The organism is Sinorhizobium sp. P24N7 (genome assembly GCF_042436655.1).
Taxonomy (GTDB): domain Bacteria; phylum Pseudomonadota; class Alphaproteobacteria; order Rhizobiales; family Rhizobiaceae; genus Sinorhizobium; species Sinorhizobium meliloti_A.
This window is the reverse complement of the sequence record NZ_JBHMIW010000011.1, coordinates 20,417-35,402: the sequence shown is the minus strand read 5'-3', so window position 1 is coordinate 35,402 and position 14,986 is coordinate 20,417. Positions and strand designations below refer to the sequence as shown.

The window sequence follows — 14,986 nt, the reverse complement described above, 5'->3', positions numbered from 1 at the left end:
CCCCTGAAGGCTCCCGACGAGACCCAGCTAAGGTCAACGCGCGCGTGTGAAATACCCCCCGGCCGGGCGGCCAGGGGACCCCTCGTGGTTACAAGACGTTCGGATCTCTCTCACCGCGGTGCCGAACGAAGCGGGCCACTATAGCTTGTGCCCGTCACGCACTCGTCGCGGCTTCATCCCGTCCTCCCGGGGTGCGGCCCGGTTGCGGTCTCTGATCCTGCCGCCGCCCGCTCCCGACTTGGCGATGGCGTTGGAGGTGAGGCTCGTAGACAGAAGCATCGTTACCAGCGGCGGCGTCGAAACCGCGAAGCGGCCGCAGCTTTTTAGAAATTCGCGGCGATCCCCTTCGCTGGTTGCGGCGGGGTTGCTCGGTTCCTTGAAATTCATCGTTCAATTTTCCTTCGTCCGCTCGCGCGCTTGTCCTCAGGAATACTGCCACCACCGATCGGAGCTGAATATATAGGAAACCCTATAGTAGAAGCGGGGCGCACGGCGCGCGAACCGGCGCTATAGCGTTCCCTATATTTCATCTCCGATGATCTGATGCGATCATGCGTTCGGTGGAGTCGTGTCGACTACACGCCAAGAGCATCGCAACAAGAAATCTTTACCTTTTAGAGGCAGGGGCTACCTATGCTTACACGTAGGAGAATTGTTTCCGTATGCGCGCTGGGAGTATCCATCCTGCTGGTGCTCCCGCTTGTCTCGATCACTGTATTTGACGGATCTTCCGACAAGGCCTTTGCAGACAGCCGCGATATCGGCCACAAGAAGGGCGACAAAGGAAAACAGGATAGCGGCGGTTGACCTACACCGACGCGTAACAAGCTCCATGCCAGCTCGGAGGCTCAAATGCCTCCGTTTTTTTTCGACGTCGAGCGGCTCAAGATCTCAAGGGATTGGTATACTGCACATGAAGCGCAGCAAGCGTGGCGCGATTGCTGATGTCCAATTTGCGGAAGATGTTGTGCAGGTGGATCCCCACCGTACCTTCGGAGGTTCCGAGTCTCGCCGCGATCATGCGGTTGGAGAGACCACCGCAGATCAGCGCTGCGATCTCGCGTTCGCGTGGCGTAAGCAGACTGAACCTCTCCAGCGTCGCGTCGTTACCGACCTGAGACGCATTTGCCAGCAGATCGGCCGGCAGCCACTTCCCGCCCATGGCGACCTGCCGCATGCAGTCGAGCAGCGCTTCGGGGGCATATTCCTTCAGGAGAAGGCCGGAAAGCCCCATCTTCAGCGCTTCCGCGACCTGCGGGCCGCTGATTGTCGCAGTCAGGAAGATCACCCTCGTCAGACGCCGCGTGCCGCGGATCGCCCTCAGAATTTCCAATCCGCCCATGCCGGGCATGGCCACGTCGAGGACGGCAATGTCCGGCTGGAGGCGGGATATGAGCGAAATCGCTTCGACGCCGCTTGCCGTTGCGCCGACGACGTCGAAGTCCGGCGCTGCGGCGATGATGTCCTGCAATCCCCGCAGGAGCAACGGGTGATCGTCGACGAGCAGCACCGAATGCATCACCTGACCTCCAGCTTCAGCGGCAGCGCGATCTTGAGCCCTAGGCCAGGAGAATTCCGGCAGACCGCGAGCTTTCCGCCAAGCTCCGCCACCCGCTGCGACAGCGAGAGGGGCTTCATCTCGAGTTCACCCGATATTCCCGTGCCGTTATCGATGATCTCCAGGTTCAGGAGCTCCGCGCTCCTGACGAAAGCTATCCGCAACAGCGTCGCTCGTCCGTGGCGCACCGCATTGCTCGCGGCTTCGGAGATCAACTGCATTATCTCGTAAAGCATCCATTTGGGCACCACGAGCGGCGCGGGGCCGTGTGACACGTCGATTGCGCAATTCCACTGCGTTCTCAACAGGTCGAGAAATTCCGGAAGTGCCTGCTCGAGCCTGGCGAGATTACCTTCCTCTCCCGGTCGGTTCTCATCCACGAATTTGCGGACGCATTGCTGCTGTTCGAGGATGAGCGAGCCCACCTCCGTCAGCTGCGTCTTTGCACCATCCGGAATTCCTTCTCCGATCAGTTTCAGTTTGAGACGCGCCGCAGTGAGGTTCTGAAGCACGCTGTCATGCAGATCGCGGGCAAGGCGCATGCGCCCCTCGGAACGGGCGGCCTGGATAAGAGCGACACGCTCGAGCTCCGTCCCGACGCGGGTGGCGATGATCTGGGACAGATCTTTCGTGTCGTCGGCGGCGTTGGCGAAGCTGACCACGAAAACGCAGCCGCGATATCGAACACTGGAGAAGGCGGCGGAAAATACCTTGCGGTCCGATTGGTCGGTGTTTGCGCGGATCTGGGGCAGATCGGCGAACAGGCCATTCAGCGCCTCGCCGCTCTTGCGATCGCGTCCGTCGTAGTGATCGGGATCGTGACGACGCCAGAAGTCGGTGTCCCTGAGATCGGCCAATTGGAGCGTGCCGTTAGCCCAGTATGCGACGCATCCCGATTCGAATTCCTGCTCACGCCAGATGACGAGCAGATGCGCATCGCCGAGAACGCCGGAAGCATGTTCCAACAGGATACTCAGCCAGGACACCCGGTCCTCGCCGATTGCGCCCGGCGGCCACTGCGCGAGTTGCGCCAGGCGCTGCCGGCTTCGTTCGCGATAGGCTCCGAAATAGCCGAGCGTCGCCGCGATGAGCACGAAATAGGTGGACCGCATGATGAAGACGTTGAGTTCCGCGTCGCCGTCGAGAAGGTCGGGAAGGCCGACCACGAGCTGGACGAGAAGGGCGATCAGTGCTCCGAGCGCTGCACCCTTCAAACCCCAGCGCATCGTCATCGCCAGGATGACGAACGGAAGAATCGAAAAGAACGGGCTCACCAGTTCGTTCGTCAGGAACGTCAGCCAGCCGACGACCGCCGCGTCGATACCATGGATCAAGAGGTGCACCGGACTGACGAACGAGTACCGCAGCGGAAAGATCACCAGCGCAGTTGCGAGGAGAAGGTAGAGGCAAAGAACGACGCGAGACTCGTATAGAAGCGAGTTCGGCCGAGTGGGATCGAGATAGATCGCCAGAATTGCGAAAGCGGCCGTGATCACGCGACCGAGGCAGATCAGGCGTTCCGGATCGGTGCGCAACAGCCACTCGCGCGCGCCCCCCGCAAATTCCTTAGCGGGGCGGTGAGCGCGCACAGGCGCGTCATTCCGGGTCGGCTGCGTGATCGCCATGCGCAACTCTGCCTTCGCGCGATCGCGGAAGTGAAAATTTATATTAGTATGTCGCGATCTTCACTGCGAATGGCGCGAAAGTCAACGATCCTGTGCCGCCTAAGCGCGCCTGAAGAGACGCGCGACGCCGGAGCGGCTTCGGCCGACCGTCGCGCGCGGCTTGCCGAGGACAAGCGCGGCGACGGCAATGCCCAGCACGCAGACAGCCGCCGTCGTTGCGACCGGGACGCGGCGGGAGGAGCGCAGCCCGCCGTCGATGCCCCCTGGCTCGGCCGGTGCCCTGAACAGATTGCCATGGCTCCTCGCCACGCGCGGCGCGCGGCTCAGATAACGCGATGTCAGCTTCGCCATGAGCCGCGGGGTCATGTTCGGCGCGACGAAATGCGCGAACCGCGTCAGGTCGGCGACGAGGCCGACGGTCAGCGAATTGCGGGGGCGCTCCGCCAGGCGCACGATCGCCCGGGCAGCGCGGCGCGCATTGTAGACCGGCGGAGGAACGCTCAGCCTGCGACCGGTGTAATTGGCGCCGTGCTTGACCCCGGGTGTGTCCATGAAGGTCGGATAGACGTCGCAGATGTGAATGTCGCGCTCGTCCGCAAGCTCCGCCCGCAGAGCTTCCGAAAAGCCCCTCAGGCCGAATTTGCTGGCGCTGTAGGCCGCGGCAAAGGGTGCAGAGGCGAAGCCGCCGAGCGAGATCATATTGATGAAAATACCATGCCCCTGTTTGCGGAAGATCGGGATCGCCGCGTGCGCGTCGTTGAGATGGCCGATCAGGTTGGTGCGGATGACCTGTTCATGCGCTTCGATCGGCGTTTCCTCGAAGCGGCCGACGGCGCCGACGCCGACATTGCTGAACCAGACGTCTATCTTGCCGAAGCTGATCGCCTTCCTGGCCAGGTCCTTGACCGCATCGGCGTCCGTCACGTCGGTGGGGGCCACGAGAACCTCCGCTCCGAGTTTACGGCAGGTTCTGGCGACCTCGTGAAGCGCGGCCGCATCGCGCGCCGCAAGCACCAGCTTCGACCCGCGCCGGGCAAAGGCCTCGGCGGTGGCCTGTCCAACCCCCGACGACGCCCCGGTGATGACGACCACTGCATCTTCGAGAGAATTCAACATATCGCTCCTCCATCTGCCGTCCGCACGCCGGCCGCAACCACATTACAAGCATGCCCCCGCCGCCTGTGGAACCGCGAGGGAGCGAAGATGTTCCGGCAGCGCCGGCCCTTTAACGCTTCGTCTTGCCGGCGTCCGAAACCTTGCCGCGATGCGGATCCTTCAGGTTCTCGCCGACGGCGTCCCGATCGCGTTCCGGATCATCCTTGGCGGGGAGATATCCTCTCGGGCGCGTCTCCTTCGGTCCTTCCCACCGCGGCGACTGCTCGGTGGTGCCGGGCGCACCTTCCTTTGGCGTTTTCATCGTCATTCTCCATCAAGCTGCAAGGCGAACCGACCACTATGCATCCGGATCGCACTCATTCCTGGTCTTTCATGTCGGGCAGGGGATTGCGCTGGTCGGCATCCTCCAGGTCGGACTTGACGATGTATTCATCCCTCTTCAAACGCGCCGCCTCCCGCGCGGCCTTGGCGTTCGGGATCTCGTCCGGTTCGATCGGGGGTTTGTCGGCCTCCGGGCGCAGGTCGCTGTCATTCTCGACAGGCGGTTGCACGGTCTTCACATCAAGGGGGGCCGCGGATGGGCGCTTGGCTCTCTCCATCTTACTCTCCTGCTGTTTCATTGGGTCAGGAGGGCAACGTGAAGCCGTAGGCGAAGTTCCATCGGCGGTCCTCTCAAGGCCGCCATGGCCCGGAACAAAGCCAATCTGCCCGAGTTAGGGTCGCGTACTCGCCGGAGGCAGCGCAGCGATGCCGATCGCCAATCCAGAAGGAGCCTTGCGAAGGAGTTCGTGACCATGGAAAAATTTCCGCACCCTCCCTTTCCCCGCCAAACCCAGGAAATGCCCGGCACCACCGATCGGATGCAGCCGCTGCCCGATCACGGGGAAAACTCCTACCAGGGTTCCGGACGCCTGAAGGACAAGAGAGCCATCATCACCGGCGGGGACAGCGGCATCGGCAGGGCCGTGGCGGTCGCTTATGCGCGCGAGGGAGCGGACGTTCTCATCAGCTATCTGAACGAGCATGACGACGCGATGGCCACCAAGGCTTTGGTGGAGGAAGCAGGCCGCAAGGCCGTGCTTGCCGCCGGCGACATCCAGTCGTCCGACCAGTGCCGCAGGATTGTCGAAACGGCCGTTCGGGAGCTCGGCGGCATCGACATCCTCGTCAACAATGCGGCCCAACAGGCGACCTTCAAGAACATCGAAGACATCAGCGACGAGGAATGGGAGCTGACGTTCCGAGTCAACATGCACGCGATGTTCTACCTGACCAAGGCAGCGGTGCCGCACATGAAGAAGGGCAGCGCCATCATCAACACCGCCTCCATCAATGCCGATGCTCCCAATCCGATCCTGCTTGCCTATGCGACCACCAAGGGCGCGATTCACAATTTCAGTGCCGGTCTCGCTCAGATGCTGGCCGAGCGGGGAATAAGGGTGAACGTCGTGGCTCCGGGACCGATCTGGACGCCGCTTATTCCCTCCACCATGCCCGAGGATACGGTCACGAATTTCGGCAAGCAGGTGCCGATGAAGCGTCCGGGGCAGCCCGTGGAGCTCGCCTCGGCCTATGTCATGCTCGCAGACCCCATGTCGAGCTACGTGTCCGGTGCGACGATCGCCGTGACCGGCGGCAAGCCGTTCCTCTAGAGCGGCCGGCGGTCGGCGAACGGCTCGTCGATTGCACCCGAATGAAATGTACATTTCATCTTGATTTTCTTCAGAATTCGTATTCCATTTCCTCCCGGCTTCGCAGTCGCCCGAGGGAGGTACTTTTCATGAAACGCATATTGTCCGCTGCCGCACTGGCTCTCTTCGCCAGCGCGGCCAACGCCGAAAACATCGGCATCACCATCGCCCGCTCCGACAGCGCATTCCTGACCATCCTGCGCGACGGCATGCAGGACCAGGCCGCCAAGCTCGACGGCATCACCGTCCAGGTCGAGGATGCGCAGAACGATCCGAGCCGGCAGCTCGATCAGGTGCAGAACTTCGTCTCCTCCGGCGTCGACGCGATCATCGTCATCGCCGTCGATGGGGACAGCACACCTGCGCTGACCAAGATGGCGAGCGACGCGGGCATCCCGATCGTCTACGCGAACCACCCGCCGGCCGCTGTCGACAAGCTACCCGAAACGGCTGCTTTCGTCGGCTCCAACGAGGTCGATTCCGGCACGCTGGAAACGAAGGAAGTGTGCCGGCTGCTCGGTGGCAAGGGCGCGGCCTATGTCCTCATGGGACCGCTCAACAATCACTCCTCGCTCGTCCGAACGAAGGACATCCATGACGTGATCGCCACGGACGAGTGCAAGGGCATGAGCGTCATCGAGGAGCAGAGCGCCAATTGGGATCGTCTCGAAGCCGCCAACATCATGACCAACTGGCTTTCGACCGGACGGGAGTTCGACGCCGTGATCGCCAATAACGACGAGATGGCCATCGGCGCTATCCAGGCCATGAAGGCGGCGGGCGTCGACATGTCCAAGGTCGTCGTAGGGGGCATTGACGCAACGCCGGACGGCCTGGCCGCCATGGCTGCCGGCGATCTGGACGTCACCGTCTTTCAGAATGCGATCGCCCAAGGGGCTGCCGCCATGGACGCCGCCGTCGCCCTTTCGCGCGGCCAGAAGACCGAACGGCAGATCTGGGTTCCCTTCGAACTGGTGACGCCGCAGAACATGCAGGACTACGCCACGGCCAACCAGTAGGCCCTGGTTCCCGGGACCTCATCCAGTTCTCGTCCGCCGGCCGCTTTTCCCCTCGCACCGCCTGCAGGGAAAGCGGCCGGCAGGTCGGACGACTGTTTCGCCCGGCCTCGTCGCACCGTTTGACAGCGACGAGAGTCACTTCGGGGAAAACCGGCAACCATTCGTGAATTTCATTCACAGGCATTGCGACTGGCGAGGTGCTTCTCGCGGCCGGGCGGCTGCAGCATATTGCACTGCGAAACGTCAACCATCGCCAACGTCTTCGAGTCCCGCTTCGCGACCGCGAATGGCGGGCGGAAAGGATTTGCCATGCCTTTGGCCATCTTTGCATTGACGATCGCGGCCTATGCGATTGGAACCACCGAATTCGTGATCGTCGGTCTGCTGCCGACGGTCGCGACCGACCTCGCAATTACGCTGCCGCTTGCCGGCCTCATCGTCAGCGTCTACGCGCTTGGCGTCACCTTCGGCGCGCCGGTCCTGACGGCGCTGACCGGGCGGATCGAACGCAAGCCGCTGCTTCTCGGGCTGATGGCGCTCTTCATTGCCGGGAACACGGCCGCGGCGCTCGCACCGAACTATGAAGTGCTGCTCGTCGCACGGGTGCTTTCGGCCTTCGCCCACGGCGTCTTCTTCTCGGTCGGCTCGACGATCGCCGCCGATCTCGTACCGGAGAACCGCCGCGCTTCCGCGATAGCCATGATGTTCATGGGATTGACGGTCGCGATCGTCACCGGCGTTCCTATCGGCACCTATATCGGCCAAATCTTCGGGTGGCGGGCGACGTTCTGGGGCGTTGCGGCGCTCGGTGTCGTCGCCTTTGCCGGCATCGCCGCCCTCCTTCCGGGCACGCTCACCAAAGCCGCGCCGGCGAGCCTTCTCGATCAAGTGCGGGTGCTCGGTTCCGGCCGTCTGCTCATCGTCTTCGCCATGACGGCGCTCGGCTATGGCGGCACCTTCGTCGCCTTCACCTTCCTGGCGCCGATCCTGCAAGAGGTCACCGGCTTTTCCGAACAGAGCGTCAGCCTGATCCTCGTGCTCTACGGCGTCGCCATTGCCATCGGCAACATCGCCGGCGGGCGGATCGCCAACACCAATCCGGTCAAGGCGCTCGTCGGGCTCTTCCTGCTCCAGGCGCTGGTGCTGGTGATCTTCTCGTTCACCGCCATCTCGCCGGTGCTGACGCTCGTGACGCTCGCCGCGCTCGGCTTCCTGTCCTTCGCAAACGTACCGGGTCTGCAGCTCTACGTGGTTCAGCTTGCCAAGGAGCACCGGCCCGGTGCCGTCGACGTCGCCTCGGCGCTGAACATCGCCGCCTTCAATCTGGGTATCGCGCTCGGCGCGTGGCTCGGCGGCTTGGTGGTCGCCTCTCCGCTCGGCCTCGCTGCCACGCCATGGGTCGGTGCCATTCTCGTTTCGGGCGCGCTCCTGCTCACGCTTTGGAGCGGCGTTCTCGACCGCCGCGAAACGGTGTGCGGCGAGCCCGCCACCGTCAGCGGCTGAGATTGCGAAACATCGCGCTGCCGCCGGAATTGCGGCAGCGCACAATTCATCATTGCATCGGCAGCAGCCGGTCCGTATAAAGCCGGTACTCACCCCGGACCCGGTGAAACCCCGGGTGGCTCTTCTGGCCGCCGATCCGCCAGACAACGCAACAGCATCAAACCATGACGAGCCGGCCTCCCGCCGGCCTGGTGTGCTACTCTTGCGAAGAAAATCATGAAACTGACACTTGCCAGCTATAAACGCGAATGGTTCTCCAATATCCGCGCCGACGTCCTATCGGGCATCGTCGTGGCGCTTGCACTGATCCCGGAGGCCATCGGCTTCTCGGTCATCGCCGGCGTCGATCCGAAGGTCGGCCTCTTCGCCTCCTTCGCCATCGCCTGCGTCTCCGCCTTTACCGGCGGCCGGCCGGGGATGATCTCGGCGGCAACGGCCGCCACCGCCGTCCTGATGGTGACGCTCGTCAGGGATCACGGCCTCCAATATCTCTTTGCCGCCACCCTGCTGATGGGGCTCATCCAGATCGCAGCCGGCTTCCTGAAGCTCGGCCGGGTGATGCGCTTCGTCTCCCGTTCGGTTATCACCGGCTTCGTCAATGCGCTTGCGATTCTGATCTTCATGGCGCAGCTTCCGGAACTCATCGGCGTGCCGCACGTGACCTATGCGATGATCGCGGCGGGGCTCGCGATCATTTACCTGTTTCCTTACGTCACCAGGGCGGTTCCCTCGCCGCTCGTCGCCATTGCCGTTCTGACCGCGGTGGCCCTATGGACCGGCATGGACATCCGCACGGTCGGCGATCTCGGCGAACTGCCGTCGACCCTGCCGATCTTCGCGCTGCCGCAGGTGCCGCTCACCTTCGAAACGCTGCAGATCATCTTCCCCTATTCCGTGGCGCTTGCCGCCGTCGGGCTGCTCGAATCCCTTCTGACCGCTCAGATCGTCGACGACATGACGGACACGACGAGCAACAAGAGCCAGGAATGCATCGGCCAGGGCGCCAGCAACATCGCCTCCGGTCTCATAGGCGGGATGGGCGGCTGCGCCATGATCGGCCAGTCGGTGATCAACGTCACCTCCGGCGGGCGCGGGCGGCTCTCGACCTTTGTCGCCGGCGCCTTCCTTCTCTTCCTTATCCTCGTCCTCGACGACCTCGTCCGCATCATTCCGATGGCCGCACTCGTGGCTGTCATGATCATGGTCTCGGTCGGCACCTTCTCGTGGCGCTCCATCCTCGACCTGCGCCGCAATCCCCTGCCCTCCTCCGTCGTGATGCTGGCAACCGTCGTCACCACGGTCGGCACCCATGATCTCGCAAAGGGCGTTCTGGTCGGGGTGCTTCTGTCGGGGGTGTTCTTCGCCGGAAAGGTCGCCCGCCTCTTCCATGTCCGCTCGATGCTCGACGAGAGCGGCACGGTACGCACCTACCATGTCGACGGCCAGATCTTCTTCGCCTCGACCGAGGGTTTCATCGGCGCCTTCGACTTCGCCGAGCCGTTGGAAAAGGTCGTCATCGACGTCGGCGAGGCGCATCTGTGGGACATCACCGCAGTCGGCGCACTGGACAAGGTGGTGCTTAAATATCGCCGCCACGGCGTAACCGTCGAGGTGATCGGCCTCAACGAGGCCAGCGCTCATATGCTCGACCGCTTCGCCGTCCACGACAAGAGCGAAGGCGCGGCGCTCACCGCAACACATTGAATTCACGAGACCCCGGGTCGGACAGGATCAGCCCGGGGGCTCGTCCACAAGGACACGGGTTGCCCTTCCGGCGAGCACGGCCGCCTGCGGCTTTTCATTTAAAGTAAGATGGAACTATACCGAAAAAGTACCCTGCGGCTCACGACTACAGCAGCGTACCGCCGAGACACTCCCGCAGGTTCTCTACTATCTCCGCGATCCAGACATCGTTCATCAGCTCCAGCGGCGCATTGAATGAAACCGCAACATTCACTTCGTATTGGCCACGTCGCGGGACCGGTAGGCCGATGCCGCCCTCGCCGGGCAAATAATAGCCCATATTGACCGCATAGCCGCGACCGCGCGCCTCGCTTACCAGTTTCGTCACGACACCGGCATCGACGTGTCGCAGCGCCGGGTGCGTTGCATAGCGCTCGGAATTCGCTTCGATGATCTGTGCCGCATTGTCCTCGGGCAGCATCGAAAGCAAGGCCACGCTTCCCGCGGCAACGCCCATGGGCACGCGCGCGCCCACGCCCATCGTGAACTGCCTGCGCGTGGATCGGCTGACCATTTCGGCGCAAACGGCATCCACGCCTGCCTGCACCATCAGGTAGACAGTGAACCCGGTGCGCCGCGCGAATTCGGTCATGCCGGGCCGGATCAGTTGGATCTGGGACTCCAACCGCTCCTGCCGTTTGGCGAGCATATGGATGGCCGGGCCCAGCCGGTAGTGCCCGTAGCGCCCCGCCGCCTCGGCAAAGCCTTTCTGCAGCAGCGCGGCGACACTGCGGTGGGCGGCCGACTTCGCGCTCCCCGTCCTTCGGGCAATTTCGGCCAGACTCAAGCCGTCCGGCCCTGCATCCCCGAGGACGATCAGTATCTCCAGTGCCCTCTCGGCGTTGAGGGAGGAGGCGACGCTTCCAGACATGATGTTACTTTCATTATATTCCTATAATCGGAACGATACAGGCGTTTTCGTCTCGATTAAAGGAATTTGTTTGACATGATGGACGATTGCCAGCATCGTGACCACCAAGGAAACGGAGTTTTCCGGACAGGAGAGGAGGCTGTCGCTCACCGGTTTCCTGCGCCCGATCGTCGGCGCAGGCGTCGGCCGGGTATGCTTTGTCAGGCGCCTCCATCCTGCCCGGGGTCTGACAAAGGGCGAGTGTATGCTGCCATTTCTGATCAAGCGCCTGGGGTTCGCGATCCTGACCCTGTTCAGCGTGCTTACCCTGGTTTTTCTGATCGTCAGGGTTCTGCCGGGGGACCCGGCTCTCGTCATTCTCGGAGACCAGGCGAGTCCGGCCAGCATCGCTGCCCTGCATGCCCGGCTCGGCCTCGACCAGCCCGTCCTCGTGCAATACGGCCAGTTTCTCCTGCAAGCGGTGCAGGGCGACCTCGGCAAGTCGATGGTGACCGGCCGGCCGGTTTCGGAAGAAATCCTCGCAGTTCTGCCCTATACGATGGAGCTGACTATCGCGGCACTCGCCTTAGGCGTGGTGCTGGGCGTTCCCGCCGGCGTCTGGGCTGCCGTAAGGCGCAATCGCCTCCCGGACTACCTTCTGCGGTTCATTTCACTGCTCGGCCTTTCGCTTCCGGCCTTTGTCGCGGCAATCGTACTGCTGATGGTTTTTGCGATCCAGTTCCGCTGGTTTCCCGTCATCAGCGCAGGCAGCGGTGAAACGATAGCCGACCGGCTTCGGCAAATGGCGCTGCCTACACTGGCGCTTGCACTGATCATGATGGCCTACATCACCCGCGTGACCCGCTCGGCGATGCTGGAGGTGCTCAATCAGGATTTCGTGCGCACGGCACGCGCAAAGGGTGCCACCCCCGCCGCCGTGATCTGGAGGCATGCTCTCGGAAACTGCATGATCCCGATCACCACGGTCGTCGGGCTCTACCTTGGCATTCTGATCGGCAATTCGGTTCTGACTGAGATCGTGTTTTCGCGCCCCGGCCTGGGCAAGCTGATCCTCACGGCACTCACGCAGCGGGACTACACACTGCTTCAAGGCATGATCGTCATCTACACGCTGATGGTCGTCGTCGTGAACCTGCTGACCGACCTGACCTATGGCTTTCTCGATCCGAGGGTGCAGTACAAATGACCGACGCCAGCATCACACCCTCACGGCCGATCAGCCGCAGAAGCGCCTTTCGTGATTTTGCCGCACAATTGAACGCATCGACCTGGATCGGCATGCTCATCGTTCTGGCGCTGGTCCTGGCCGCGATCTTCGCGCCGCAGCTGGCGACGCACGATCCTGCAAGTCAGAACATCATGGACCAGCTGGCCGAGCCCGGCGCAAACTTCTGGCTGGGCGCTGACCAGTTCGGTCGAGACATCTGGTCGCGGATCCTCTACGGAGCACGATACTCGCTGACCATCGGGTTCTTCGCCATCCTGACGGCGCTGATCGTCGGCACGTTGATCGGCATGATCGCCGGCTATGTCGGCGGCCGCATAGACATCGTCTTCATGCAGATCATGGATGTGGTGCTGGCTTTTCCCTCGCTCATTCTCGGCCTCGCGCTCGTGGCGTTGATGGGCGCCACGCTGACCAACATCATCATCGCGATCGCATTCACGGCAACGCCCGCTTTCGCACGCATCGCCCGTGCCGGCGTCATCACACAGCGCGACCGCGAATATGTGCAGGCGTGCCAGGCAATGGGGTTCTCGGGCCCGAGAATTCTCTTCAGGCACATCATGCCGGCGATCCTTCCCGAGGTGATGGTCATGGCCTCGCTGTGGATGGCCACTGCCGTGCGCACCGAAGCGTCTTTGGCGTTCATCGGTCTGGGGCTGGCGCCGCCGACGCCGACCTGGGGCGGCATGGTGCGCGACGGGTTCGACAACATACTGAGCTCTTTCCATCTCGCACTCGTCCCCAGCTTGGCGATCCTGCTTCTGGTCCTTGCCTTCAACCTGATCGGCGATGGCCTGCGCGATGCCATCGACCCCCGCCTTAAGGATGCCTCGTGATGGAGAAGAAGCCTGTCATCTCGGTCCGCAATCTCAGCGTCTCCTTCGGTCGCACCACGGTTGTTCATGATCTCAGCTTCGACATCGCTGCGGGGAGCACTCTCGCGCTGGTCGGAGAATCCGGCTCCGGAAAATCGGTTACCTCGCTTGCCATCATGCGGCTCCTGCCCGAGCGCGTCGCACGAGCCGGAGGCTCGATCACGCTTGATGATCGTGACCTCCTGACACTGGCCGAACCGGAAATGCGGCAGGTGCGCGGCGGACGGATCAGCATGATCTTCCAGGAGCCGATGACGTCGCTGAACCCAGTCCAGCGCGTGGGCGACCAGCTCGCCGAGGTGATCCGCATCCATAGGGGGCTCAAAGGTGCGGCGCTGAGGGAAGCCGTACTGGAGATGCTGCGGAAGGTGCGTATCCCCGACCCGGAAGCGCGCATGCACCAGTACCCGCACACCTTCTCCGGCGGAATGCGGCAGCGCGTGATGATCGCCATGGCTCTCGCCTGCGATCCCGCGCTGATCATCGCCGACGAACCGACGACCGCACTCGACGTGACGGTTCAGGCTCAGACGCTGGCCCTGCTGAAAGACCTTCAGCGTGAGACCGGCGCTGCGGTTCTGTTCATCACGCACGACATGGGCGTCGTCGCCGAGCTGGCCGACAATGTGCTGGTCATGCGCCGGGGACGCGAAATCGAGAGCGGCACCGTCCATGAGGTCTTCTCCAATCCGAAGGACGCCTATACCCGCAGCCTGATAGAAGCCGCTCCCAGCCTCGTGGGAAAACTCAGCGAGATCAGCGTTCCTGCTCAGCCGGTGCAAGGCGTGCCGGCCTCGATCACCGGCGAAACGCCTGTACTCGACGTTACCGACCTCACCATGCGCTTTCCCGTACGCAGTGGATTCTTCGGTCGCCTGACGGGAATGGTTCACGCGGTCGAACGTGCATCGCTTGCCATAACGAAAGGCGAAACGCTCGGTCTGGTGGGGGAGTCCGGCTCCGGCAAGTCGACGATCGGCAAGGCCGTCATAAACCTCGCACCGATCGGTTCCGGCGATGTGCGGGTGTGCGGGCAGCGCGTGGACTATGACGACCCGCAGAGCCTCGCCCGTATGCGGCGCGACGTGCAGATGATATTCCAGGATCCCTACGGGTCGCTCGATGCCCGGCAGACGATCGGCTCTGCGATCATGGAGCCCATGCAGGTCCATGGGCTCGCCAGGGGCGCCGAAGCCTTCGAGAAGATGCAATGGCTGATGGAGCGGGTCGGCCTCGACCCTGCGCGCGCCTCGAGCCTGCCGCACGAATTCTCGGGCGGCCAACGGCAGCGCATCTGCATCGCGCGCGCACTGGCGATGTCGCCGAAGCTCATCATCGCCGACGAAGCGGTCTCCGCGCTCGATGTGGCGATCAAAGGCCAGATCATCGACCTGATGATCGATCTGCAGAAGGAATTCGGCGTCTCCTATCTGTTCATCAGCCACGATATGGCCGCGGTAGAACGGATCTGCGATCGCGTGGCGGTCATGTATTTCGGCGAGATCGTCGAGATCGGCAAGACCGAGGACGTTATCGGCCGGCCGGGCCACGAATATACCAGGCGCCTGCTTTCGGCCATCCCGATCACCCATCCCGACCAGCGCGGCCGGCGCCCGCCCCAGGGCGTGGCCGTCACCCAGCCGCGCAGTCCCATCAAGCCTCTCGCATACCAGGCCCCGGCCCCCCGCTGGTCCATGGCCTCCGAAGGGCACTTCATCCGCAGTGCGACCTGACCTCCAACGCAGAAGGACTACCGA

14 protein-coding genes and 1 other annotated feature are annotated in these 14,986 nt (G+C 62.9%); of the genes, 7 read left to right on the top strand and 7 right to left on the bottom strand.

The features are described 5' to 3' along the window. Positions 1-138: 138 nt before the first annotated feature. The 6 genes from ACFHWW_RS19785 to ACFHWW_RS19760 all read right to left on the bottom strand — a co-directional run bounded on the left by ACFHWW_RS19785 (position 139) and on the right by ACFHWW_RS19760 (position 4,898). Entirely contained in the window at positions 139-387 is a 249-nt protein-coding gene (locus ACFHWW_RS19785) for a hypothetical protein (RefSeq protein WP_379940313.1), read from the bottom strand. 496 nt (positions 388-883) lie between these two features. Then, on the bottom strand, positions 884-1,519 hold the full coding sequence (locus ACFHWW_RS19780; RefSeq protein WP_379940310.1) for a response regulator: 636 nt from the start codon (positions 1,517-1,519) through the stop codon (positions 884-886). After that, entirely contained in the window at positions 1,519-3,183 is a 1,665-nt protein-coding gene (locus ACFHWW_RS19775) for a sensor histidine kinase (protein WP_379940308.1), read from the bottom strand. The genes ACFHWW_RS19780 and ACFHWW_RS19775 overlap by 1 nt, the downstream gene beginning before the upstream one ends. A 99-nt stretch (positions 3,184-3,282) precedes the next feature. Continuing rightward, the gene (locus ACFHWW_RS19770) at positions 3,283-4,299 is read right to left on the bottom strand and encodes an SDR family oxidoreductase (protein WP_379940306.1); all 1,017 of its coding nucleotides are present in this window, start codon (positions 4,297-4,299) and stop codon (positions 3,283-3,285) included. Between the two features lie 109 nt (positions 4,300-4,408). Next, complete coding sequence (locus ACFHWW_RS19765) at positions 4,409-4,600, bottom strand: hypothetical protein (RefSeq protein WP_003532118.1); 192 nt, start codon at positions 4,598-4,600, stop codon at positions 4,409-4,411. A 55-nt stretch (positions 4,601-4,655) separates the two neighbouring features. Then, a complete protein-coding gene (locus ACFHWW_RS19760; protein ID WP_102761472.1) occupies positions 4,656-4,898 on the bottom strand; it encodes a hypothetical protein in 243 nt (80 codons plus the stop codon). 195 nt (positions 4,899-5,093) lie between these two features. Between ACFHWW_RS19760 and ACFHWW_RS19755 the strand changes: the two genes are divergently transcribed. From ACFHWW_RS19755 to ACFHWW_RS19740, 4 genes are all read left to right on the top strand, one after another. After that, positions 5,094-5,951, top strand: coding sequence for an SDR family oxidoreductase (locus tag ACFHWW_RS19755; RefSeq protein ID WP_379940301.1), 858 nt, complete (start codon positions 5,094-5,096; stop codon positions 5,949-5,951). A gap of 128 nt (positions 5,952-6,079) precedes the next feature. Next, the gene (locus ACFHWW_RS19750; RefSeq protein ID WP_379940299.1) at positions 6,080-7,009 is read left to right on the top strand and encodes a substrate-binding domain-containing protein; all 930 of its coding nucleotides are present in this window, start codon (positions 6,080-6,082) and stop codon (positions 7,007-7,009) included. Between the two features lie 309 nt (positions 7,010-7,318). Then, complete coding sequence (locus ACFHWW_RS19745) at positions 7,319-8,512, top strand: MFS transporter (RefSeq protein ID WP_379940297.1); 1,194 nt, start codon at positions 7,319-7,321, stop codon at positions 8,510-8,512. A gap of 93 nt (positions 8,513-8,605) precedes the next feature. Beyond that, positions 8,606-8,661 (top strand) — a sequence feature (sul1 is cis-regulatory element that is thought to sense ions involved in sulfur or methionine metabolism; They are found in Alphaproteobacteria). 67 nt (positions 8,662-8,728) lie between these two features. Next, positions 8,729-10,216, top strand: coding sequence for a SulP family inorganic anion transporter (locus tag ACFHWW_RS19740; protein ID WP_100670946.1), 1,488 nt, complete (start codon positions 8,729-8,731; stop codon positions 10,214-10,216). Between the two features lie 145 nt (positions 10,217-10,361). Here the strand turns inward: ACFHWW_RS19740 and ACFHWW_RS19735 are convergent, their stop codons facing one another. After that, positions 10,362-11,126, bottom strand: coding sequence for a helix-turn-helix domain-containing protein (locus ACFHWW_RS19735; protein ID WP_338282262.1), 765 nt, complete (start codon positions 11,124-11,126; stop codon positions 10,362-10,364). Between the two features lie 244 nt (positions 11,127-11,370). On the opposite strand from ACFHWW_RS19735, the gene ACFHWW_RS19730 reads away from it, so the two are divergent. Genes ACFHWW_RS19730 through ACFHWW_RS19720 form a run of 3 tightly spaced genes read left to right on the top strand, consistent with a single transcriptional unit; the run spans position 11,371 to position 14,962 of the window. Further along, positions 11,371-12,312 (top strand): ABC transporter permease, encoded by a 942-nt coding sequence (locus ACFHWW_RS19730; RefSeq protein ID WP_026168699.1) that lies wholly within the window; start codon positions 11,371-11,373, stop codon positions 12,310-12,312. Next, entirely contained in the window at positions 12,309-13,190 is an 882-nt protein-coding gene (locus ACFHWW_RS19725) for an ABC transporter permease (RefSeq protein ID WP_100670950.1), read from the top strand. The genes ACFHWW_RS19730 and ACFHWW_RS19725 overlap by 4 nt, the downstream gene beginning before the upstream one ends. Continuing rightward, positions 13,190-14,962 carry a dipeptide ABC transporter ATP-binding protein gene (locus tag ACFHWW_RS19720; protein ID WP_379940294.1) on the top strand — a complete coding sequence of 591 codons (1,773 nt, stop codon included), beginning with the start codon at positions 13,190-13,192 and terminating at the stop codon, positions 14,960-14,962. The genes ACFHWW_RS19725 and ACFHWW_RS19720 overlap by 1 nt, the downstream gene beginning before the upstream one ends. Positions 14,963-14,986 lie beyond the last annotated feature (24 nt).